The organism is Acinetobacter sp. SwsAc4, from assembly GCF_013391535.1.
GTDB lineage: Bacteria > Pseudomonadota > Gammaproteobacteria > Pseudomonadales > Moraxellaceae > Acinetobacter.
The window spans coordinates 25,290-46,208 of sequence record NZ_JACAXC010000013.1 but is presented as its reverse complement, the minus strand read 5'-3'; the positions used below and the strand labels follow the sequence as shown (position 1 = coordinate 46,208).

The following is a 20,919-nucleotide window of genomic DNA, read 5'->3' as shown; positions in this document are numbered from 1 at the left end:
TCGGCTCTCCTAGTTCACCTGCTTTATCCATAGGACACTTAAGAGCATTGCCCTTAAATGTCCTTAAATAGATTAAAAAATCCGTTTTATTTCACTAAACTGTCCTTCAACTGTTAAAGTTACTGTGACAGATTCTTTGTTACGGTTTCGCCAGAACCAACCATGTTTACCGTCAAATGCAGCCGTTAAAGTCCCTGATTGCTGAGTTTCATTTCGACCTTTGCCATAACCATGATAAAAATCTTTCGGGGCATTCACTGGGTCTCCATGTGTATCAAAATTCAAACCACCACCTGATGTTTTCCAGTCGAAATTAACACTTGCACCTTTAGGCATTGCCAGTTTCACTTCTGTTGCCTGACCAGCCTTGAGGTCAATCGAAATAGATTCTTTGGTCACAGCAGGTATCATTTTGGCTGGTTCACTTTCATTTGAAACCTTTGTATTTGCTTCTGTTTGTCCTAGAGCTTGGGTTGCCTCTGAAACACTAGTATCTTGTCCAGAAATATCAAACTCTTCTGCAAAACCGCCAGTGTTTTCGCCCAATCCCTGTTCAGCTTCTTTGGCTAAAGACTGTTTAATTTCTCCCATCTCAACCAAACCAATGGCTTTTCCTATACCTGTTGGGTCGATACCATATTCAGCGGGCATCACACATGTCACTAATACAACTACCGCACTTATGGCTGCAATTACTGTTGATTTAATCAACTTTTTGGAAGATGGAAGTTGAATATTTTTTGGAATTTCAGTGTTGTACATAATTCAATCCTTATTGTGTGATAAAGCCAGTAAGCTGATAGCCGACCAATAAAAAACCAAGAAACATCAAAAAGACATTACTTTGATAAGCTGTTTTAAAGAAGTAAGGGGTTTTTCGCCACATGGTCATAAATAGCAAAATGATGCACAGTGCCATGAGCTGACCGAGTTCAACACCGACATTAAATGAAATTAAATTTGCCAATAGGCCATCTTTAGGGACTTCATATTCCTGAATTTTGACGGCTAAACCAAAACCATGTATCAGACCAAAAATTAAGGTTGCAATTTTGGTATTGGGTTGATACCCAAACCATCTTTGATAAGCACCCAAATTATCTAAGGCTTTATAAACAATAGAGAAACCAATGATTGCATCAATAATGTAGGCATTCATTGAGATGTTGTAGTACACACCAATCAGCATGGTGATTGAGTGACCAATGGCAAAAAGGCTGACATATAAGCCTATATCTTTTATTCGATATAGGAAGAAAATAATGCCAACGAGAAACAATAGGTGGTCGTATCCCGTGAGCATATGTTTCGCTCCCAAATAGATAAATGGGATGATATGGACACCGTAGATTTCCTGAATGTAACCTTTGTCACCTTCCGAAACACCATGCGCAAATAACATTGGGCTAAACAAGAATAGGCTTAATACTACTATCAGTTTTAAGCGGCTTCTTGATTTCACCCACTGCAAGAAAGAACTTGTCATATAAATTAAACTCCAAAAAATTAAATGATGAATTGATAATTCATTCATTTTTTGGCGGTTTAAAAATGCGACTCATCACTAAAAGGGTATAGTGTTTGATTCTGTCAATAATTTGAGAATTGAAAATCAGTACAATAAAACTAATATTTTGACCAACATCATAACCAACAAAATGTTCATGATAAGTATCTTGGTGGCTATGTATATGCGGTTGATTCACTTCATGTGGATGTGTTTCTGCATAAGGTGCGTTCTGAAATGAACTGATTTCAGTTACATGTGTATTAGAATGCAGGCACAATGCAAGACTAAGGATGCAGACAAGCCACATCATTGTTCCTTTAAACTTTTTATCTTGCACCATGCCTATCATTTCATTTCTTCCCTAAACCTGTTGCTCAGAGAAATTTTCTACTTCTGCTTTACGCTTGGCTCTTTGATTGAACCAGACATACAAGGTAGGCAGAATAATCAATGTAAGTAATGTGGAAGAAATAATCCCGCCAATAACTACAGTTGCGATTGGGCGTTGAACCTCTGAACCAATGCCGACATTTAACGCCATTGGAATAAATCCCAGAGAAGCAACCAGAGCCGTAATTAATACAGGTCTTAATCTTTCTAAAGCACCATGCTTTACCGCATCAACCAAACTTTGACCTTGAGCTTGCAAGCGTTGAATTGCGGTGACTAAGACCAATCCATTTAATACCGCCACACCTGAGAGGGCAATAAAGCCCACAGCAGCAGAGATTGAAAGTGGAATATCCCTTAATGCTAAAGCGATGACACCACCAGTTAATGCAAATGGCACACCAGTAAAGACCAATAAACTATTACGAATATTCCCTAATGCCATGTAAATCATGGTAAAGATTAATAATAGTGCTACAGGTACAATAATCATCAAACGATTAGTAGCAGACTGCATCTGCTCAAATGTACCGCCCCAAGACATCCAGTAACCTTCTGGTAATTTGAATTGGGAATCTACTTTGGCTTGAGCTTCAGCAATATAACTACCCATATCTGTTCCACGTACATTGGCAGTGATGACTATTCGGCGTTTACCATTTTCACGAGAAATCTGGTTTGGACCTTGAATGGTTTTTAACTCAATCAAATCGGACAACAGTACACTTGACCCATCTGGCAAACGCATTGGAATTTGATAGAGTTTTTCCAGATTACTGACCGCACTTTCTTCCATTCTAACGACAATATCGAACTTTCTATCACCCTCAAACATTCTGCCTGCGGTTTGCCCAGTAATCAGACTAGATACTTTATTTTGAACATCTTCAGCATCTAAACCATAATTGGCAATCATGTCCCGCTTAAGTTCAATAGAAACCATTTGTAGACCAGACATTTGTTCAACTTTTAAATCGGCAGTTCCATTAACAGTTTCAAGGATATCTGCGACTTCATTGCCAAGTTCCAACAGTTGTTCCAAATCATCACCTGAAATTTTTACAGCAACATCCGTACGTACACCAGAAATCAACTCATTAAAACGCATCTGAATGGGTTGGGTGAACTCGTAGTTATTGCCATAAACACCTTTTGAAACTCGTTCGATTTCTGCCACGACATCAGCTTTCTCCTTGTTAGGATTCGGCCACTCCCTACGGAGCTTTAACACGACATAGTTATCTGCCACATTAGGTGGCATAGGATCTGTTGCAATTTCGGCTGTTCCAATTTTGGCAAAAATCGATTTCACCTCTGGAATCTTTTGGATTTCTCGTTCAAGTGCATATTGCATTTCGATTGCCTGGCTTAGTGATGTTCCAGGAATACGTAATGCGTGTAATGCCACATCACCCTCATCCAACGATGGAATAAACTCTGAACCAAGACGAGTAGACAAACTGGCAGTAAATACAAAGAAACCTGCTACACAAGCAACCAGTATCAGTCGATGGTTAAGTGACCAGTCCAGAACAGGGTGATAAAACTTTTTAATGCCATGAACAATTTTGGACTCTTCATCTTTTACTTTGCCTGTGGTAACTAATGCAATCATGGCAGGGACAAAAGTAATCGAGAGAATCATCGCTGCAAGTAATGCCATCACCACTGTTGCTGCCATTGGCGTGAACATTTTTCCTTCAACACCTGTCAGCGTCATCACAGGTAGATAAACCAGAATAATGATAAGCTGACCATAAAGAATGGCTTTTCTAGATTCTTTGGTGGCATCAAATACTGTGGCAAATCGTTCCTGTCGAGTTAGTACTCTCCCTAACTCTTTCTGTTTTAAAGCAAGTTTTGCCAGAGATGCTTCGACAATAACCACAGCACCATCAACGATAATCCCGAAGTCCAATGCCCCAAGACTCATTAGATTGGCACTGATTTTCTGATTGACCATGCCTGTAATGGTCATCAACATGGATAATGGAATGACCATTGCTGTAATAAGTGCGGCACGGAAATGCCCAAGAAAGATAAATAGAACCACAATCACAAGGATTGCACCTTCTAACAGATTCTTTTTAACGGTTTCAATTGTTGCATCAACCAGTGTAGTACGGTTATAAACAGCTTTCGCTTCCACACCTTCTGGTAGTGACTTCTGGACTTCCTGTAATTTTTGATCTACAGCATGGGCGACACTACGAGAGTTCTCTCCAATGAGCATGAATGCTGTACCCAATACAATTTCCTGACCATTCTTGGTCGCTGCACCTGTACGCAATTCACTTCCGATAGATACTTCTGCAACATCATTTAAACGCAGGATATAGCCATTACTTGTCGTAATTGGAATACTCTTGATTTGCTCAATTGATGTGATTTGTGAATCTGAACGCAGTAGATATTGCTCACCATTTTTTTCAATATAACCAGAACCTTTGTTCATGCTATTTTTTGAAATAGCTTCAACAATTACCTGTTGGTCTAAGCCGATACTCCGCAAATAAGGATAATTAGGACGTACCACAAATTGTTTTACATAGCCACCAATGGTATTGATTTCATTGACACCCTCAACATTTCGCAGTTGTGGCTTAATCACCCAATCCTGCAATGTCCTTAAATCCGTAGCTGACATTGGATTTGGATTATTGGGTGTATTCTCAACGGTATACATAAAGATTTCGCCAAGTCCTGTAGACACAGGTCCCATTGAAGTGGAAATACTACTTGGCAGACTTGGTACAATACCCTGAAGCCTTTCATTCACCAATTGGCGGGCAAAATAAATATCTGTACCTTCTTTAAAGATAACAGTGACTTGTGATAGTCCATATCTTGACACCGAACGGGTATAGTTAAGATTGGGGATACCTGCTAGGGCTGTTTCAATTGGAAAGGTCACCTGAGTTTCCATTTCCAGTGGTGAGAGTCCCTGAGCCTCGCTGTTAATTTGTACCTGAACATTTGTAATATCAGGGACTGCATCAATCGGCAGTTTGAAATAGTTATAGACACCAAATGCCCCAATAAACAAAAATACAATCAATACGAACCAACGGTTCTTGATTGACAGTTTTACAATCTGGTCAAACATGTTCGCTACTCCTGCTTTTAATGGTCATGAGAAGCGCCAGATTTACCCAGCTCTGCTTTTATGAGATAAGAATTACCTGCTGCATATTTTTGTCCAACTTTTAAACCCGATTTGACCTCAACAAATCCATTGAATTTCTCACCCAACTCAAGTGGACGAACTTCAAAGTCATCACCAACACGAAGAAAAACCACGTCCCAGTCACGATAGGTTTGTAGTGCATCTTCACGCACCACCATCGGTTTCATGGATTGACTTTCAAAGATTTGTGCTGAAATCAACTGACCTGAACGCCAGTTAAACTGATTCGGAATTTCAACAAAGGCTTGAGCAGTACGAGTTTTAGGGTCAATCACATCACTGATATATTTGATGCGCCCCAATGCTTCTTCCGAAGCTGTTGTCTGTGATTGGATGGTGACTTTATTACTTGTTTTCACCACATTCAATTTATCAGCAGGAATATTCACTACTGCTAAAAGTTGTGAAGTGTTGGCAATTTTAAACATCGGAGTAGATGGGTTAACATTTGTGCCAATGGCACTTAGAATTTCCAGCACTGTGCCTGACATCGCGGCACGTACTTCAATCATTCCATTGCCAGAACCACCATAAGAGTTAATGATGTTACTTAACTCATTGACACGAACATGGGCATTATCAAATTCACGTTCGGCATTAATATAGTCAATTTCAGGGGAAACACGTTTCTGCCATAAAGCCCGTTCTTGCTCCATTTTTTTACGTGTAAACTGCAAGGTATCCTGAGCGATAGTACGTTCAGCATTTAGACGAATCACATCCTGACTTTGTACGGTTGCCAATAAGTCACCCTTACTGACCTTATCACCAATCGTACGATAGGTTTTAACCAGTGTGCCACTTGCTTTAGGGGTAATAAAACTCTCAAAATTGTCTGGAAATTTAAGTTCACCTTTAAGCTGTAAGCTATTTTCAAACATCATAGGCTGAACAGTTAATACTTCGAGTCCACTACTTTTTAGACTGGCATCAGGAATATTGGTACGACCCTCTTTGGTGTCCCACCTCCATGTATGCTTTTTACCTTGATATTCCACATTGATCATCATCAAAAATGAATGTGGTTCATAAATCACTTCATTTCCAATCAGATAGTCACTTTCAGGTACAAAGCTAATATTTTGTTCCGCATCAAGACGCTTGATGAAAATATTTGCAGTCAGTTCTTGAGGCTTTAAGGGCTTATCCTTGAAATAGCCATATACACGTAAATGAGGTTCAACACCTTCCTCAAAAATCTTAACTTCCGTAGAGAAATCGCCATCTCGATATAAACGTCCACCATGTTGGCCTTTTTCATCACCTGCAACTGCAACGCTTTCCTCTACCGTTTCACCTGAATTCGCCTTTGGTTTATTACCTGTCTTATACCAAGCAATCGCACACAGGATAATCAGTAATGCAACAACACCTGTTGCAATTAAAGTATTGGTGGTTTTATTCATGTTTGTGTTCCCCCTATTCCTGTTCTAAATTGGTGACGTAGTTTTTCTCAATCTCTGCAATTTGATTTTGCAAAGCCAACCACAGGTCATAACGGGCTAACTGTTTATCCAACCAAATTTGCTTATTACTATTAAATTCCAATAGGGAAGTCTTGCCTGCCTGATAGCCCAGTTCAGCAATACGTAAACTTTCATTGGCTGCGGGTAATACCGTGCTGTCATATTGCTTGATTGCATCAATCAGGTTTGAAATCTCAACCGATTTATTTTCCAATTCAATTTTAGCGTTACGATTTGCCCAGACAGATTGGGTTTCTGCATTGGCTTGGGTAGCTTGAGCAATGGCAATATTGCCTTTATTACGATTGAAGACAGCGAGGGGAATTGAGGTGGAAACTAAAAATACCTTGTCACTGGTTTCCTGATAATTTCGGACACCAACACCCAATGTAATATCAGGTACGGCCTCTCTTTTTGCCAATTCAAGTTGTGTTTTTGCCAACTGTGTTTTTAAGACACTTTCCTGTTCCAATAAACTGACACGATTGGAAAAGTTAATATCTAGAGGCACTTCAATGGCTTGATTTGGCAAATCAGGAAGATACTTAGAGCAGAGGTTTCTCTGATATTGAATCCTCTTTAACTCATTTTGATGACGTAAAGCTGATTCTGCTGACAATGCCGAACTTAACTGGACATCAGAGGGAATCACTCGACCGAATTTTAACTTTTCAGTGAGTACATTGACTTGTCGCTTATACAAACTACTTTCAGTTGAAAAAATTTCAGCACGCTGGGTTGCAACATACCAGTTTGACAGACAAGTCCTTAATTCTGATTTAAGTTCTGCCTGACGTTTTACAATCTCAAACTGATTATTGTTGCCCTGAAATCCTGCCAGTTGTTTACGTAACTGTAACTTATTATTTAAGGGAATATCTTGAGAAAGCCCAATCATGGTAGTAGGGCCATCAAGTTCTTTAAGCTTGGAATTTCCTAAATTATCCAGCTCCATATTAAAAGTTGGATTGTTCAATCGCCCAGCATATTGTTGATTGATATCATACGCAGACTGAGATTGTTGCAAACTCTTGAGAATTACATCATTTGCTAATACCTGTTGTTGTAGTCGGGCATAATCTTGCTCTGCAAAAGCAGGTGCTGCCATGACTACCAAACCACAGGTAAGAAATATCTGATAAATTTTAGACATGACTTTACCTATACAAAAAAAATGAAAAATTATTTTTTGTATAGAAAAATCAATTACGTAAAACGATTAAAGCTTTTGTATAAGTATAAGAGTTACTAATAAAAGATTGCCTTTTCCTAAATCCAAAAGACCTAATAGGTATTTCAAAAAAACTAAGAAAAAGTAGTATAAGAGGTAGGGCAAAGCTCAAGAAGAATACAGGATCAAGAGCAAAATGTTCTTGAATCGTAATAGGCTTAACTGAATGTTGTAAAGCAGATTGATCATAACTTTTCCAATTATGATTTTTTGTATCTTCCTGAGAAATTTGATTATCATGATGAACTAGAGTCCAGTGACTTATATCTCCAGACACAATAGAAATATTTAGATCATGGTGATGGTCTAAATTTTTAGCAATTACAGGCGCCCATGTATAAACACCCGTAGTTGTTATTGAAAACAAAAACAGGACAAATACAAGAATAAGTTTTATGAACTTATTATTTGACATACTGACCAGATTCACCTTTTATCTGTACCAAGAATACTTAATCAAGTTTCAAAAGTAAATGTCTTAAAAACAAACTAGAAACACTTATTCATGATGATCTGAAATATAGTTTACCGTGTATTTGGGGATTTCTACTTCCAAGTTTTCATCTTGGACTTTAACCTGACAAGATAGTCTTGATTCAGCCGTAAGCCCCCAAGCACGATCCAGTAAGTCAGCCTCTACATCATCCATTTCTTCCAGACTATCAAACCCTTTTTTCACGACAACATGACATGTTGTACATGCACCTGATAAATCGCAGGCATGTTCTATGGGAATGCCATGATCCAATAAACTTCGACATAAATTACTTCCACTTTCAATTTCAAGTTCCGCACCCTGTGGACAAATCTTTTCATGCGGAAGAACTATAATTTTTGGCATATAACATAATCCTCAATTCATCAAATTTATAGATAAAACAAGGGGCTTTAAAAAGCCCCTCATTTAAAAGAACATCGAATAGAGAAGTATCTACTTATGTTTACTTAACCATTCATTCATCATCTTGATTTCTGATTCCTGGGCAGAGATAACATCTTCAGCAAGCTGACGCACTTCTGGATCAGAACCGTATTGAAGAACTACTTTAGCCATATCAATTGCACCTTGATGATGGGGAATCATGCCTCTCATGAAATCAACATCAGCATTTCCTGTAAATGGAACCATCATATCTGCGTGCATTTCATCATTGACCTTAATGTATGCTTGAGTTGATGGGCTATCTTCATTTTTGCTGTCAGAATGATTTTTATTTTTTGCCAACCATTCATTCATCATCTTGATTTCTGACTCCTGGGCAGAGATAACATCTTCAGCAAGCTGACGCACTTTTGGATCAGAGCCGTATTGAAGAACTACTTTTGCCATATCAACCGCACCCTGATGGTGAGGAATCATACCCAACATAAAGTCAGTATCTGCATTTCCCGTGAAATCAATACCCATTCCGCTGTGCATACGAGTATTTACTTCCATATAGGCATTTGTAGATGGATTATCTGTTTTAGCTGAACCATTCATATCATGGTGCATTGAATGGCTTTCATGTTTATTCTCACTCATTGAATTATCCTTTGGAGCGTCAGAAGAGGAACACCCCGCACTAAATACAATCGCACCGATCATTAACATTGGAACAAAGCGTTTCATGGAGTTATCCTCTTACTACAATTATGAAAAAATAATGGGTAATAAGCTCGGAAGTTATTCTTTCCTATCAGGTACATCATTACCCTTGATGTAGTAACTCTATTCTTTCCAATTATGGTAAGGTCAACACCTAATCAAATAAAAATAATTAAAAAATAAAACAATTAAAAACAAATACTTAAATACAATTAACTCCGTAGTGAGTCACAATAATCAATAGAATTAAAAAAATCACCTCCAATCACAAATAATATTTTTATATAAATATAAATGTGATATGTGTTTTCATGGTTTCACAATTATTTATTTGATTATTGGATGCACTACAAAAGACTACAAACATTCTCAAACTTTATACTTAAAAATTATCTTACTTCTCATCTTAAATTTGAGCATTTATGACAATAAAACCTTATTTATTAAAACCTTAAAATAATTATTAAGGTATAATTATTTTAACCATAACTACTATTTTTTGAGTTTCACAATGTCTGAAATTGATTTTTATAAAAGATTGAACAGATTAGAGAAAAGACGAAAAGGTACTGACCTTACATACAATGCTTTTGATAGTGTAACAGCAGGCGTAACTTCATTTAATGAGTTTGATGAATTAAAACGTACAATAGAAAAATGGCAGATTGTATCAGACAAACCATCTATCCGTTATGCAGTAGGAGCAATGCAAGAAGTTAGTAAACGTTACACAGAAATCAGTATTGAAACTGCTAAAAGAATTGAAAAACAATTAGAGCCTAGGCTACTAAATAATCATAACATTGTCACAGAATACAGATTACAAGGGTCAGTTCCCCTAAATATTCATATCAAAGGTGTAAGTGATGTTGATTTACTTGTACTTAACAAATCACATTATCGTACAGAGGGTTATTTAGGTACTTTACGTCATGATGATATAAAAATATTAAGAGAACTCAGGAACGCGTGCACTTATGAATTAAGACAAGCATATCCTGCCGTAACAATTGATACTACTGGTGCTAAATCTATAACTTTAACAGGTGGATCACTTCCTCGGGATGTAGATGTTGTACCCTCTCATTGGGTAGAAACATATGAGTACCAACAACAAAAGCACCTTTATTTAAGAGGAGTCAATATTCTAGATAATAAAACTCCTACTACATTGATGAACTTACCTTTCAAGCATATTTTTTATATAGATTACAAATGTAAATACTATGCTGATGGAGGATTGAAAAAATCTATCCGCCTTTGTAAAACAATAAAAGCCGATTTAGTTGAAGAGGGCAAAGTAATTTACTTAAGTAGTTTTGATCTAGCCTCTATTATGTATCATTCCAATCTAGAAAATTTAAAGAAAGGTAGAACAAATGCTTTAGCAATAGTTCTTGAAACAAAAAGATTTTTTGATTATCTGTATCATAACCCAAACTATAGAAATAGCTTATATACACCTGATATGACCAGAAAAATATTTGATAGTTATCAGAAAGAAACCTCTCTCACAACAATGAGCATTGCCTTAGATAAACTCGTTACGGAAATACGTAAAGATTTGGGTTACCTATATGACGAAACCATTGGCTCTTATCCATTAGTTATCTAATTTTTCCCATAACATTGTTCCCATGGTTCTTCGACCAGTAACATTATAATATTTAGCACTGGCACTTTTATTGTCTTTATGAAGTGTCAGCTCTACAAATCCTCGATGGATACGTAACTCTTCATGATCTAAATCTTTTGGTTTGTTTTCATAACTATAAAGAACTTTGTATTCTTCAATTTCGTCATAAATAATTGCAGCAGAAATACTGTCAGATGTGGAAAATTCTGTTTCTAATCTGATTCTTACTTTATCCCAACTTTGTAAAATTGTTACTTTTCCAATCCACTCTCTATTGTGCTTAATCATTTCAGAATTTTCTTCTTGGTAATCAGAGATACCTTTACATGACCATTCTCCCGAAATATCAGGATATTTCAGAATCTTGAAAAATAAACCTGTTTTCCATATCCATTTATCAAATAGAAAATAAAAAGTAAGAAATAATAAAGCAGTGATAGCACTAGAAATGATGACATTCCAATAAGGAGACAATCCACCCAAGAACTTCAGTAAAAAGTAAATCAATATCCAAGATATAAACGTAGCAAGTGAATAAACATATTTCCCTGCATGAGACCTATTGAATCCATTATGAACACAATATTCATGACCTAATTGCCCCATACATACCCTCTGGAAGCCCAAAATTCAGTTTTAACTTTATGTAGCTACATTAGCGTTATATGGTCCAGTTATACAAGCAATTTAGGTATCCAATATTGCTGATCACCAAACCTCACTTCAAAGCCATCATTCAGCCCCCTATAATTAATACTATCCATTTGATTAAAAAAGGATTTATCCAAATTATGAAAATACATCAATCCTAACTTTATCCACTCTAGTTCATTAAAATTTTCCTCTGGGGCTTTCATGATGGCCAACAATTGTTTTTCCAGTTTCTTCATATTACTTTTTTCTGTTATTTTTTCATCTAGTACCCATGACGTATCAAGGTTCGTATCATAATTCTTGTTTAAAAAATTAAGAAAGCCAACAATAGCGCAAGCTTGTCCAGGGGACTTAAATAAGTAATATTTTACATGCCACATTGTTGGTAAATCTAATCGTGATTGACTTACCAACAGCATTAAAGCAGATGCTGGTTTCATGGCTAAACGGGCAGAACGTATACTCGTTTTCCCTAAATCCATTTTATTTATTAAAACCTGATAATAGTTCTGAAGAATTTGGGCTGAAAGCGATGAACCAGGACATGAGTTCGCCAGTTTTCTCAGTTGGTCAAATTCAGAACAGTGGCCTTTAGATTGGGTATCTATATGCAGGTGATGTACTGCAACCAACCACCGGATGGGCAGCTCATATTTGCGTAAACCACTTGTTCTTAGTCTATGTAATAAAGAGTCATTGTCTGGGATCTGATCTCCCCAAAGATCACTGGTCTTTTCAAAAAAATGAATATGTTTACGAATTAGTAATGCAGCCTTATGCGGTCCAACCTCATGATCAAGCCAATTCATATAATCTTTAAAGTAACCTTTGAGGCTTGGATTTACTAATGTATTAACCAGTTCCTTAATCCTATTCCCCAATATTCTTCGCCATGTACATAATTCACAGTATTTCCCATATCCAGCAGGAATCTGTTGCTGGCAAGTTAGACATTGAAGTGGTGGACAGGTCAAACATTTCTTACAAAGCATTTTGCCTGACACAACATCCTGTTCAATCAACCTATATCTTCTACAACTTTGGCATGTCTGGTAATCACGGGTTGCACACTTTGGGCAAACTCTTAAATTATCTCCAAAACGGCTGATACGAGATAAGCGTTGTGATGTCACACCACACCGTTCACAAGCTTGAAACTCTCTAAAATAAACTGAACAACTATTACAAACAGGGCCTTGCTCCGTTATTTTTCCTATAGGGTAATCAATACGCTGACATCTAATGCAAGGTCTATTGGTTTCACATTGTTGGCAAACGGCCAAGTTATCAGCTTTATATAATCTGGAACTTTTACCACACGACGGACAATCCTGTTTTTTAAAAACTCGTACATAGCACTTATGGCAATAGTTACGCTGTTTATAAAGTCGGTGTATCTTTTCAACCGCATCACCACATTCATCACACTGAGGCATGGTGTTGTCCCCCCAAAAGTTACCCTAGTTTTCTTTTTAATCTTAAAAACTTGCGTATTACAGTCTCCTTACTTTTAGGTTTAAAGGTAGCTACCAATGCTCTCTTTGGAGGGTAGTTCCGATAAATCGAGCCTAATTGTTCTTCAACAGGCCTTAATATGGCTGGCAACTGGTTTCTCTTATCCCAAAATGAAGACCTGTTCATATTTAAAGATTTTGCTGTTTCAATAAACTTTTCCTGGGGAATAATGAGTAATTGATAAATACAGGAAAATAGCCGTTCTCTCTCGGTAACTGGAAGTTGGTTAACAGCCAATCCATTCGATATAAGCTCAGGATGGGGCACCTGAATTCTGAGTTGTTCAAGAAAAGCCCATCCTTTTCCATTTACTGAGCCAGCTAAAGCTTTTCTAATAAATTGTGAAAATAACTTAATCACCGTTAACCAATCAGTTACTGAAATCAACTTGTCTTGATAGGTTGCACAGCCTTGTTCCAGGAATTGATCAAAGATTTTTTGGAATGCCAAGGCATGACAATCCACAAGGCTTTTATTAACCTCCAATAGACTTTTTTTACATATTGAACAGCAAGTCATAACCTGATCAGGGGCTTCAAGACGTCTAGGTTGAATAGCATTATGGCAATGAGGACATTGATCATGTAAATGCTGATTATGTTTTATACAACCTGTATGCCAGGCAAAACGCCAAGGCAGACGGAAATAGGCAACATTATCCTCAGATAGACACTCAGGACAATATTGCCAGCCACCTCGATGCTTACGGTTTCTTGTACCTAATACCAAGTACCATGCATCAAGAGTTTGATTATCCAGATTATATTTAATTAAAAAATTGCGAAGCGTAGCAGAATTAAATTGGCTTTCATCAATTTTTGTCGTATTGATCAATACCTGTACTTGCTCTGCACTTAAACCACGATCTACATCTACAGACCAGATTCGCCATTTGGGCCAAAGTACTCCAGTTAAACTTAATGGGTCACAACCACTGTCAAGTGCGGCACGTATCAACCAAGAAGATAATGCCTCATCTTGCTTTAAGTCCGTGGGAATAAACCATGAATGGATTTCTGTTGCACTTATCATACCTAGTCCTCCACATTGCTTATTTCACACTTTCTAGCAAGCTACGGTCGATAAACTCCTGACCAGAAACAACAGCTTTCTTTGCGGCGTCCCGTAAAATCGTTCGCAGATTACCTAAGTTTCCATCTGTAATATCATGCAGATATTTTACTGTTGCTGGTTCAGCCAGTTTTGAAGCCTGTTTGAGGGGAAGAACTTTCTCAAATTTATTTACCATAGCTTGAAAGTCTTTATCTAGTTTCCATAAGGGCAAATTAACCACACGAAAACGGCTGACATGCTGTGGATCAGTACGCAGAACACTAATTGCTTCTTCTGTACCAAACCCAACAATGGGTATCTGTGTTTCATTACACAAATACTTAATCGCATTCATTACTGTTCTTTGCTTAATCGGACTGCCACATAATAGAGAATTCATTTCGTCGATAATGAGGAGCTTTACCTCATAAAGTTTAAGGCAATGGACCACTTGGTAACGTAGCTTCGCAACGGGATCTCTTTCTCGAAAAGGAACCCAGAACTTATCAAGAATAGCCATATACAGAGCTTTTTCATCAGGGGAAACAGGTGCCTGTACAATGATTACAGGTTTTACTGCATTATTTTCTGCATTGACATAACCCTCCCCATACAGCTTAAAGAACTGGTTAATAATTGAGGTTTTACCATTATTTGGCTTACTCAATACCAGTAAGTTGGGCATACGGCTCCGCTTAGGAAGTGTCAGGAATCCTTTCAATTGGTCTAACAAGTCATTGGCTGCTGGATACCCAATCCATCGGTCCTCTTCCAGGAAGTAGAGTCTGTCCTCATTAGACTGTTCCACAATAGGGCGAAACTCTTGAAAAACATGTGAATAGTTACTCATGAAATATCCTCATCATTTTCCAGCTCATCGAGAGGCAATAAACCATATACGTTTTCAAGCTGTTGCTCCAAAATCGTACTCTCTTGTTGAGGTTTTTTGCCCTGAATTGAAGCAGGGTTAACACTCTGTTGATGTTGGGTACTGCGCTGATGTGATCTGCGAGCCCGTCGAGTTTTAGTACTTGCCTCCTGAACACGCTCCCGAAGTTTAGCTAGAGCCTGTCCAAGTTCATGATCTTTTAGATATTCGCCAGTTTCCTTTTTCAGTTCCTGAATCTTTTTGTGTTCCCAAATACTAAATGGTGGAATACTTTGATCCGCTAAAGGAACCTTAAAATAATTTTTGATTTCGGGATCAAAGAACCATATCTCACTAATATTTCTTGGATCACGCCTAAAGATAAATTTACGTTTTTCCTTTTGATTATCAGGGTCTACAGCATTAATCCAACCTCTTAGTACATCAGCATAATAAGCAAGACCATCAATTGTTACACCTGTTGTTTGAATCGTCCTTTCAAAACTTGGTAGAAAATCAAGAAAGAAATTATGATCATTTGCAGGCAATCTAGCAGCCCCAGAACCTAACGTGTTTTTATCACCAAAGATACCTAACTCAAAAGCATGTAGTGGAGAAGTACCTAAAGCAGAGTGTTTCCTTTTGTGGTAAACATTACAGATAAAATCAATCAGCCAGTCCTCAAATTCGGAGAATGTGAAAACTGCTTCCGCATCTGAGTTATAGCCTTTTCTTTCAAAAATATTTGAAAAAGTTGTTCCTGGAACTGCGTGAATATCGGTTGCAAATGTTCCCATCAAACGTTCAATGTGCCCGCCAAAACGTGGTTTTTTAACTGGTCGGTATTCCAGACGAATATCATGTGCCATACAAGCATTTCTGAAAGTTTCTGAGTGAAACTCAGGTCCATTATCGACATGAATGGTGTTCATAATTCCCCAGACAGGCCATTCAGCTTGAATCTTGCGCGAAGCTAGCCATTTCTCTTTGGGCAGTACAGCTTGAGAAACGCTCATTGCAATAGACATAACAGAGGGGGCATCTAATGATAAGTAATATCCCACAACTACCCTTGAACGCACATCAATTGCCAACGTAAGAAAAGGTCGTCCTATAGGACACCTGCTAAAATCATCAACCAGAATAAGATCAACAGGCGTATGGTCAATCTGTACGACGGCAAGTGGATAATCAGCATGAGGGAATTTCCCTGCGGCAGGTGTAAATTTGTTATCGGCCTTTTCCTTATGTCCCCTCTTACGAAGAGAGTCTCTCTGGCTAATCGCTGCAATACGATTTCTTACTGTATTGGCATGAGGCACCTCTAGGATATGGTATTCATGACATAAGCGTTTCACTTCAAGTACAACTTTTTGAACACTTATTCTTTGATTAGTTAGGTATAAATCCTTGATGGCTTTTTCAATGATTGCTTCAGCATGTTTATTAATTATCTTCTTGCCTTGTGGCAATCCCTCTTTTCTGGGCCGCAATCCATCAATAGTTCCATATGCCTTATAGATTTTTAACCATCTATAGATAGTGGCTGGATTAATATCATGTTCTTGGGCTCGTAACTCTACTTCCTTACGACCACTCACGCCTCCCTCAATGAAAGGACGGATGATGTTGAAACGTCTTTCAGCCTCAATCCAGTCTTTATCAGCGATGAGCTCTAGATCTTCATGCTGTTCCACAGCTATTGACGGCCTTAATTCACTGATAGCCGCAATATTTTTCCTACCTGTATTATTGTTTTCAACAAAAACTGATTTCAGGTCAATGACTTCAATAATCGTATGAGGAATCCCTTTTATCTGAACAGGTTCCCCAGCAGCTATTTTGATATTCACACGTCTATCATTCATGACAAACTCCCACTTACCCAGAGTTCAGTAGATGGCTGTAAAGGTGCACTTAAATCGCAAACCAGATAACCATGAGCAACTAAATACCAGATTTGACTAATTCCATTTGCTCGGTCCCATTTGCCAAGAAAATGTCTGGCTAATAGAGTCTCAAAAGTTACTACTTCTCGATCTCTCACATAATCCAATAAGTGCTTTGAATCAGCAGGGGGAAATTCCATCTTTCGGTACTTTTGTAAAAACATGGCATTCGACCATAACTGGTCCCGAATACGACCCTCATGTGCAATATGAAATTTCCAACCCTCTTCTTTGCATACCCTCATGGCAGCACGATATCTAGCTTTCCATAGATGTAAATTAAGTTGCAATTCATCTGTAGGTTTTACTTCAACCAGTTTAGGTGCAATAAATGGAAGAAAATCATCATGCTTATAAGTTACCAGGTAGTCAGGGGTGTAAACTCGTTTCTGCCCATTATCAAAATACTCAATCGTAAAGGGTTGAGATTCAACAGCAAGAACATTAGGGTCAACCTCTAATCGAATGAGAAAATCGCGTTCCAGTGTTGATTCAAAGGCCACTGCCGAATCTTTTTTAAAAGGGTATAAACCAGATACACTAATCCGTGTATTACCAATTTTTCTTCGAGCTGGTACGATGTTAACGGTGTCGCATGATTGATTGTTCATTCTGGGTTCCGTTGCATAGTTCTTTATAAAATTTGTCGCATAGTTATTTGTAAAAGGCAGTCTAAGTCATTGACCCTAGCTCATATTGTCGCATAGTTCTTTGGAAATGACAGCGGTTCACAACCTAAACCAGGCGAAATTACACTTGCACACTTAGGCGTATTATTTTTAGATGAATTACCTGAATTTGACCGCAAAGTTTTGGAGGTTCTCAGACAACCGCTAGAGTCGAAAGAGATCGTCATCTCCCGTGCGGCAAGACAAATGACATTTCCAGCGAATTTTCAATTTATTGCAGCAATGAATCCATGTCCTTGTGGTTACGCATTTAACCAAGATAGCCGCTGCCAGTGCTCAGCAGAAAATATTCAGCGCTATCAAAACCGTATCTCAGGTCCATTACTAGATCGTATTGATTTACATATTGATGTGCCACCTTTGCAGACCAAAGAACTACAAGATCAAAGTCCGACAGAAAGTTCTACAATTGTGCGGCAACGCGTGATGAAAGCTTATGATAAACAAATGTTAAGACAGCACTGTTTGAATCAGGCACTTTCTCCAAATTTGCTAGAACAATATGCTCAATTAGATGAAAATTCAGCCAAAATCATCGAAATGGCTCAACAGCGACTTAATCTCTCAGCACGCGCCTATCATCGGGTGTTACGTGTGGCACGCACCATTGCGGATTTGGCAGAAAGTGAAATTATCTCAAGCTCGCACCTGACTGAAGCACTGTCTTATCGGGGTCATTCAACTTAAAACCAGACCATAAAAAAAGCGACCTTATAGGTCGCTTTGGTTTTTATTGTTCTTAGAAAGCGTAACCTAAACCCAAAACAACTTTATTTTTTTGCTTTGTTTCATCACGAGTATAGCCACCGAAGATATAGTCTAGACTCCAAGTTGCACCAGTATTACCTAAAAGATGTGACAGTCCAAGAGTTGCGTGACGGAAAGCAAAATCAGTTTTGGTGACATCTCCTGCTTTAGCTTGGTAAGCTAAATACTCATCATCATCACCATAATAATAAGCCGCAACTTGTGCTTTACCTGTAAATCCGCCAGCTAATTTAGGTGCATAAGTTGCCAAGAAATAGGTGTCACCTTTATTACCAAAAGTCACATTATTTAATAATGTCTGAGCAGTAATATTAAAGTCTTTGTAGCTCAGTCCGACAATTGTTTCATAACCCGTTGATTCCCAGCCTGGATAGTAATAATAAACAGTCCCACCAATTTGATAGCCCAAATCTTTTGTGATTTTTCCTTTGTATCCTGCATACAAATCATTTTCAAATGACTTCTTCTCTTCTTTTACATAAGTCGGTGATGTATTAAAATCTGCATATGCAGCAGTTAAGGTCGAAAACCAGTATCCTAAATAGAATCCACTATCATGTGTATAATCAAGCCCACCTTGTACTGCAGGTGTATCACTTTCAGGTGAATTTGTCATACCACGTAGATTATAACTAGATACTACGTTTACATTGCCTGTAATCGTTCCTGGAAATGGTAGCTTTGTTTCTTCAGCCAAACTTAAAGTTGATGCTGTAAATACCATCGCTAGAACTGTAGCTTTGCATGCAAATTTCATCATATTGATTTCCCCCATGATTTAGATATTCAACTGATTTATGTTCTAAATTGCATCATGATGAAATTTGCAAATGCTGTGCCAAAAGTAAAAATTAAATTAAAATTAAATATAAATTATTGATTATAATTATATTTTAAATATATTTATTTTATTTTTCTATTAATCAATCAACCGCTCAGGATTAAAATGTGATAATAAAATGCATCTTTAAATATAGAGACGCACATAATTAGCACCTATTTTTAATATGAAATTTTCGTTTTTCTTTTCTAAGAATGAATAAAAAAAGCCAGCAATTTGCTGGCTTTTTAAAGGTTTATAAATGTTTTTTAAATTAGAATGTTTTAGTCAAACTAAATAAAACACCCGTATCATAAGGTTTTTTAGCATTATCGCTCATACCTGAAGTACTTACATTTGTTCCAACAACATCAACTTCAGCGAGGATACCTAAGAAGTTATAATTTACACCAACTTTATAGTCGATATAATTATCATCTTTTCCAGGACCACCAGCAACAACACTTAAAGCGTCTTTATTTTTTAATTTATTATACCCTACAGATGCTAAACCTGTTAAACCTGTGCTTGCAATTGGTGCTGAGTAACCTAAGTTAAAATACCAAAAATCATCAGTTCTACCCCAGTAATCAGGTGAATAATTCACGCCTACACTTAGAGCATCACCTGCTAATAATGTTTCAGGGAAAGTCAGCTTACCAAATACTTCTGTAAAAGCTAAACCTTTCTTACCATTATATCCATTTACAGCATTAGATTTAGAACCTATATATCCATAATGAATTACACCTACATCGTAGGTTGGTTTAATTTTATCTGTTAAGGCAAAACTATTAGTAAAACCTAATGTAGCGTCAGTTTCAGTTGAAACACCAGGAATACCGAAATCTACACTTGAACCCCAAAGTGCTAAATACGCACCTGAAGTATGTGAAAATGTAAATCCACCTTGAATCGCAGGATTATTCGAAGATTGTGTCACACCACGAAAACGATAATCTGTTACAGCTGAAACATTGCCCGATGCAGTAATACCATATAATGAAGGTTTATCTTCTGCCATAGCAAAAGTCGAAGTCAAAGCAAAAATACCTAACGCGATCGCTTTACATGCAAATTTCATCATATTGATCTCCCCCATGATGGATATTCGACTGATTTATGTTTTAAGTTGCATCATTTTGTAATTAGCAATTGCTGTGCCAACTTTTAGAAATGCTTGCTAAATCTAGCTTCTGTTCAGTAAGAGTGCTATCGACGCCATTTGGCTGTGCTGAAATATTATTTTTTCTTTAATAAGGTTCATTTTTCTGAACCATTAAGAAGCACTGCCATTGTTGTGCCTAAAAAATGCACAAAAATAATGCAATTCAATTTAATAAAAAGTGCTGTTCTCCTTAAATAACAATCAAATATGTTGATATAGCCTAAATCGCCCCCTAAAAGTGCACAGATAAAACTTAAATCTTCCTGAAAATAATGGTGTGTTTTTGTACAGCGAAAAATGTCATTCGTCGGGATGTAATTTTTTGTAAATCAGCCGAATAGCTTTTGATCAAAGAAAAAAATAAATCATTAAAATAAAAGAGAAAAAACGGAAACAAATCACATATTTTTAATGTATTTAACCAAAA

18 protein-coding genes and 1 pseudogene are annotated in these 20,919 nt (G+C 37.4%); 2 read left to right on the top strand and 17 right to left on the bottom strand.

The features are described from left to right. Positions 1–72: 72 nt before the first annotated feature. The 9 genes from HYG88_RS08265 to HYG88_RS08225 form a co-directional block, all read right to left on the bottom strand. Positions 73–762, bottom strand: a complete 690-nt coding sequence (locus tag HYG88_RS08265; RefSeq protein ID WP_023187996.1) for a hypothetical protein — start codon at positions 760–762, stop codon at positions 73–75. A 10-nt stretch (positions 763–772) separates the two neighbouring features. Next, on the bottom strand, positions 773–1,486 hold the full coding sequence (locus tag HYG88_RS08260; RefSeq protein ID WP_023270952.1) for a HupE/UreJ family protein: 714 nt from the start codon (positions 1,484–1,486) through the stop codon (positions 773–775). A gap of 40 nt (positions 1,487–1,526) precedes the next feature. Then, positions 1,527–1,859: a hypothetical protein gene (locus HYG88_RS08255; protein ID WP_023187998.1), complete on the bottom strand. Its 333-nt coding sequence runs from the start codon at positions 1,857–1,859 to the stop codon at positions 1,527–1,529. Positions 1,860–1,871: 12 nt separating this feature from the next. Continuing rightward, positions 1,872–5,006, bottom strand: a complete 3,135-nt coding sequence (locus tag HYG88_RS08250; RefSeq protein WP_023187999.1) for an efflux RND transporter permease subunit — start codon at positions 5,004–5,006, stop codon at positions 1,872–1,874. A 17-nt stretch (positions 5,007–5,023) separates the two neighbouring features. Beyond that, a complete protein-coding gene (locus HYG88_RS08245; RefSeq protein ID WP_023188000.1) occupies positions 5,024–6,493 on the bottom strand; it encodes an efflux RND transporter periplasmic adaptor subunit in 1,470 nt (489 codons plus the stop codon). 13 nt (positions 6,494–6,506) lie between these two features. Next, positions 6,507–7,706: a TolC family protein gene (locus HYG88_RS08240; RefSeq protein WP_023270954.1), complete on the bottom strand. Its 1,200-nt coding sequence runs from the start codon at positions 7,704–7,706 to the stop codon at positions 6,507–6,509. Between the two features lie 49 nt (positions 7,707–7,755). After that, positions 7,756–8,199: a hypothetical protein gene (locus HYG88_RS08235; protein WP_023188002.1), complete on the bottom strand. Its 444-nt coding sequence runs from the start codon at positions 8,197–8,199 to the stop codon at positions 7,756–7,758. Between the two features lie 84 nt (positions 8,200–8,283). Continuing rightward, a complete protein-coding gene (gene fdx / locus HYG88_RS08230; protein WP_023188003.1) occupies positions 8,284–8,625 on the bottom strand; it encodes an ISC system 2Fe-2S type ferredoxin in 342 nt (113 codons plus the stop codon). A gap of 90 nt (positions 8,626–8,715) precedes the next feature. Next, a complete protein-coding gene (locus HYG88_RS08225; protein WP_023188004.1) occupies positions 8,716–9,396 on the bottom strand; it encodes a DUF305 domain-containing protein in 681 nt (226 codons plus the stop codon). 487 nt (positions 9,397–9,883) lie between these two features. On the opposite strand from HYG88_RS08225, the gene HYG88_RS08220 reads away from it, so the two are divergent. Then, positions 9,884–10,987 (top strand): hypothetical protein, encoded by a 1,104-nt coding sequence (locus tag HYG88_RS08220; RefSeq protein WP_001289337.1) that lies wholly within the window; start codon positions 9,884–9,886, stop codon positions 10,985–10,987. Here the strand turns inward: HYG88_RS08220 and HYG88_RS08215 are convergent. The 6 genes from HYG88_RS08215 to HYG88_RS08190 all read right to left on the bottom strand — a co-directional run bounded on the left by HYG88_RS08215 (position 10,976) and on the right by HYG88_RS08190 (position 17,658). After that, positions 10,976–11,614 carry a hypothetical protein gene (locus HYG88_RS08215; protein WP_000530048.1) on the bottom strand — a complete coding sequence of 213 codons (639 nt, stop codon included), beginning with the start codon at positions 11,612–11,614 and terminating at the stop codon, positions 10,976–10,978. The genes HYG88_RS08220 and HYG88_RS08215 overlap by 12 nt on opposite strands. A 68-nt stretch (positions 11,615–11,682) precedes the next feature. Then, positions 11,683–13,098, bottom strand: a complete 1,416-nt coding sequence (locus tag HYG88_RS08210; protein WP_004777765.1) for a hypothetical protein — start codon at positions 13,096–13,098, stop codon at positions 11,683–11,685. Between the two features lie 19 nt (positions 13,099–13,117). Next, a complete protein-coding gene (locus HYG88_RS08205) occupies positions 13,118–14,209 on the bottom strand; it encodes a TniQ family protein (RefSeq protein WP_000622362.1) in 1,092 nt (363 codons plus the stop codon). Positions 14,210–14,228: 19 nt separating this feature from the next. Further along, entirely contained in the window at positions 14,229–15,080 is an 852-nt protein-coding gene (locus HYG88_RS08200; protein WP_000073961.1) for a TniB family NTP-binding protein, read from the bottom strand. Then, entirely contained in the window at positions 15,077–16,966 is a 1,890-nt protein-coding gene (locus HYG88_RS08195; protein WP_032047827.1) for a Mu transposase C-terminal domain-containing protein, read from the bottom strand. The genes HYG88_RS08200 and HYG88_RS08195 overlap by 4 nt, the downstream gene beginning before the upstream one ends. After that, entirely contained in the window at positions 16,963–17,658 is a 696-nt protein-coding gene (locus tag HYG88_RS08190) for a heteromeric transposase endonuclease subunit TnsA (protein ID WP_032047828.1), read from the bottom strand. Before HYG88_RS08190 ends, HYG88_RS08195 begins: the two co-directional genes overlap by 4 nt. A 114-nt stretch (positions 17,659–17,772) precedes the next feature. Here HYG88_RS08190 and HYG88_RS08185 point away from each other — a divergent pair. Then, positions 17,773–18,423, top strand: a pseudogene (locus HYG88_RS08185) (ATP-binding protein); the annotation flags it as partial. A gap of 52 nt (positions 18,424–18,475) precedes the next feature. Here HYG88_RS08185 and HYG88_RS08180 read toward each other — a convergent pair. After that, positions 18,476–19,264 carry a TorF family putative porin gene (locus HYG88_RS08180; protein WP_178882890.1) on the bottom strand — a complete coding sequence of 263 codons (789 nt, stop codon included), beginning with the start codon at positions 19,262–19,264 and terminating at the stop codon, positions 18,476–18,478. A 334-nt stretch (positions 19,265–19,598) separates the two neighbouring features. Next, positions 19,599–20,411 (bottom strand): TorF family putative porin, encoded by an 813-nt coding sequence (locus tag HYG88_RS08175; RefSeq protein WP_178882889.1) that lies wholly within the window; start codon positions 20,409–20,411, stop codon positions 19,599–19,601. Between the last annotated feature and the right edge of the window lie 508 nt (positions 20,412–20,919).

Coding starts and splice junctions, on each gene's coding strand:
- HYG88_RS08175 (WP_178882889.1), bottom strand. CDS start 20,411: ATGATGAAATTTGCATGTAAAGCGATCGCGTTAGGTATTTTTGCTTTG.
- HYG88_RS08250 (WP_023187999.1), bottom strand. CDS start 5,006: ATGTTTGACCAGATTGTAAAACTGTCAATCAAGAACCGTTGGTTCGTA.
- HYG88_RS08235 (WP_023188002.1), bottom strand. CDS start 8,199: ATGTCAAATAATAAGTTCATAAAACTTATTCTTGTATTTGTCCTGTTT.
- HYG88_RS08200 (WP_000073961.1), bottom strand. CDS start 15,080: ATGAGTAACTATTCACATGTTTTTCAAGAGTTTCGCCCTATTGTGGAA.
- HYG88_RS08260 (WP_023270952.1), bottom strand. CDS start 1,486: ATGACAAGTTCTTTCTTGCAGTGGGTGAAATCAAGAAGCCGCTTAAAA.
- HYG88_RS08180 (WP_178882890.1), bottom strand. CDS start 19,264: ATGATGAAATTTGCATGCAAAGCTACAGTTCTAGCGATGGTATTTACA.
- HYG88_RS08265 (WP_023187996.1), bottom strand. CDS start 762: ATGTACAACACTGAAATTCCAAAAAATATTCAACTTCCATCTTCCAAA.
- HYG88_RS08210 (WP_004777765.1), bottom strand. CDS start 13,098: ATGCCTCAGTGTGATGAATGTGGTGATGCGGTTGAAAAGATACACCGA.
- HYG88_RS08240 (WP_023270954.1), bottom strand. CDS start 7,706: ATGTCTAAAATTTATCAGATATTTCTTACCTGTGGTTTGGTAGTCATG.
- HYG88_RS08190 (WP_032047828.1), bottom strand. CDS start 17,658: ATGAACAATCAATCATGCGACACCGTTAACATCGTACCAGCTCGAAGA.
- HYG88_RS08225 (WP_023188004.1), bottom strand. CDS start 9,396: ATGAAACGCTTTGTTCCAATGTTAATGATCGGTGCGATTGTATTTAGT.
- fdx (WP_023188003.1), bottom strand. CDS start 8,625: ATGCCAAAAATTATAGTTCTTCCGCATGAAAAGATTTGTCCACAGGGT.
- HYG88_RS08245 (WP_023188000.1), bottom strand. CDS start 6,493: ATGAATAAAACCACCAATACTTTAATTGCAACAGGTGTTGTTGCATTA.
- HYG88_RS08205 (WP_000622362.1), bottom strand. CDS start 14,209: ATGATAAGTGCAACAGAAATCCATTCATGGTTTATTCCCACGGACTTA.
- HYG88_RS08220 (WP_001289337.1), top strand. CDS start 9,884: ATGTCTGAAATTGATTTTTATAAAAGATTGAACAGATTAGAGAAAAGA.
- HYG88_RS08215 (WP_000530048.1), bottom strand. CDS start 11,614: ATGGGGCAATTAGGTCATGAATATTGTGTTCATAATGGATTCAATAGG.
- HYG88_RS08195 (WP_032047827.1), bottom strand. CDS start 16,966: ATGAATGATAGACGTGTGAATATCAAAATAGCTGCTGGGGAACCTGTT.
- HYG88_RS08255 (WP_023187998.1), bottom strand. CDS start 1,859: ATGATAGGCATGGTGCAAGATAAAAAGTTTAAAGGAACAATGATGTGG.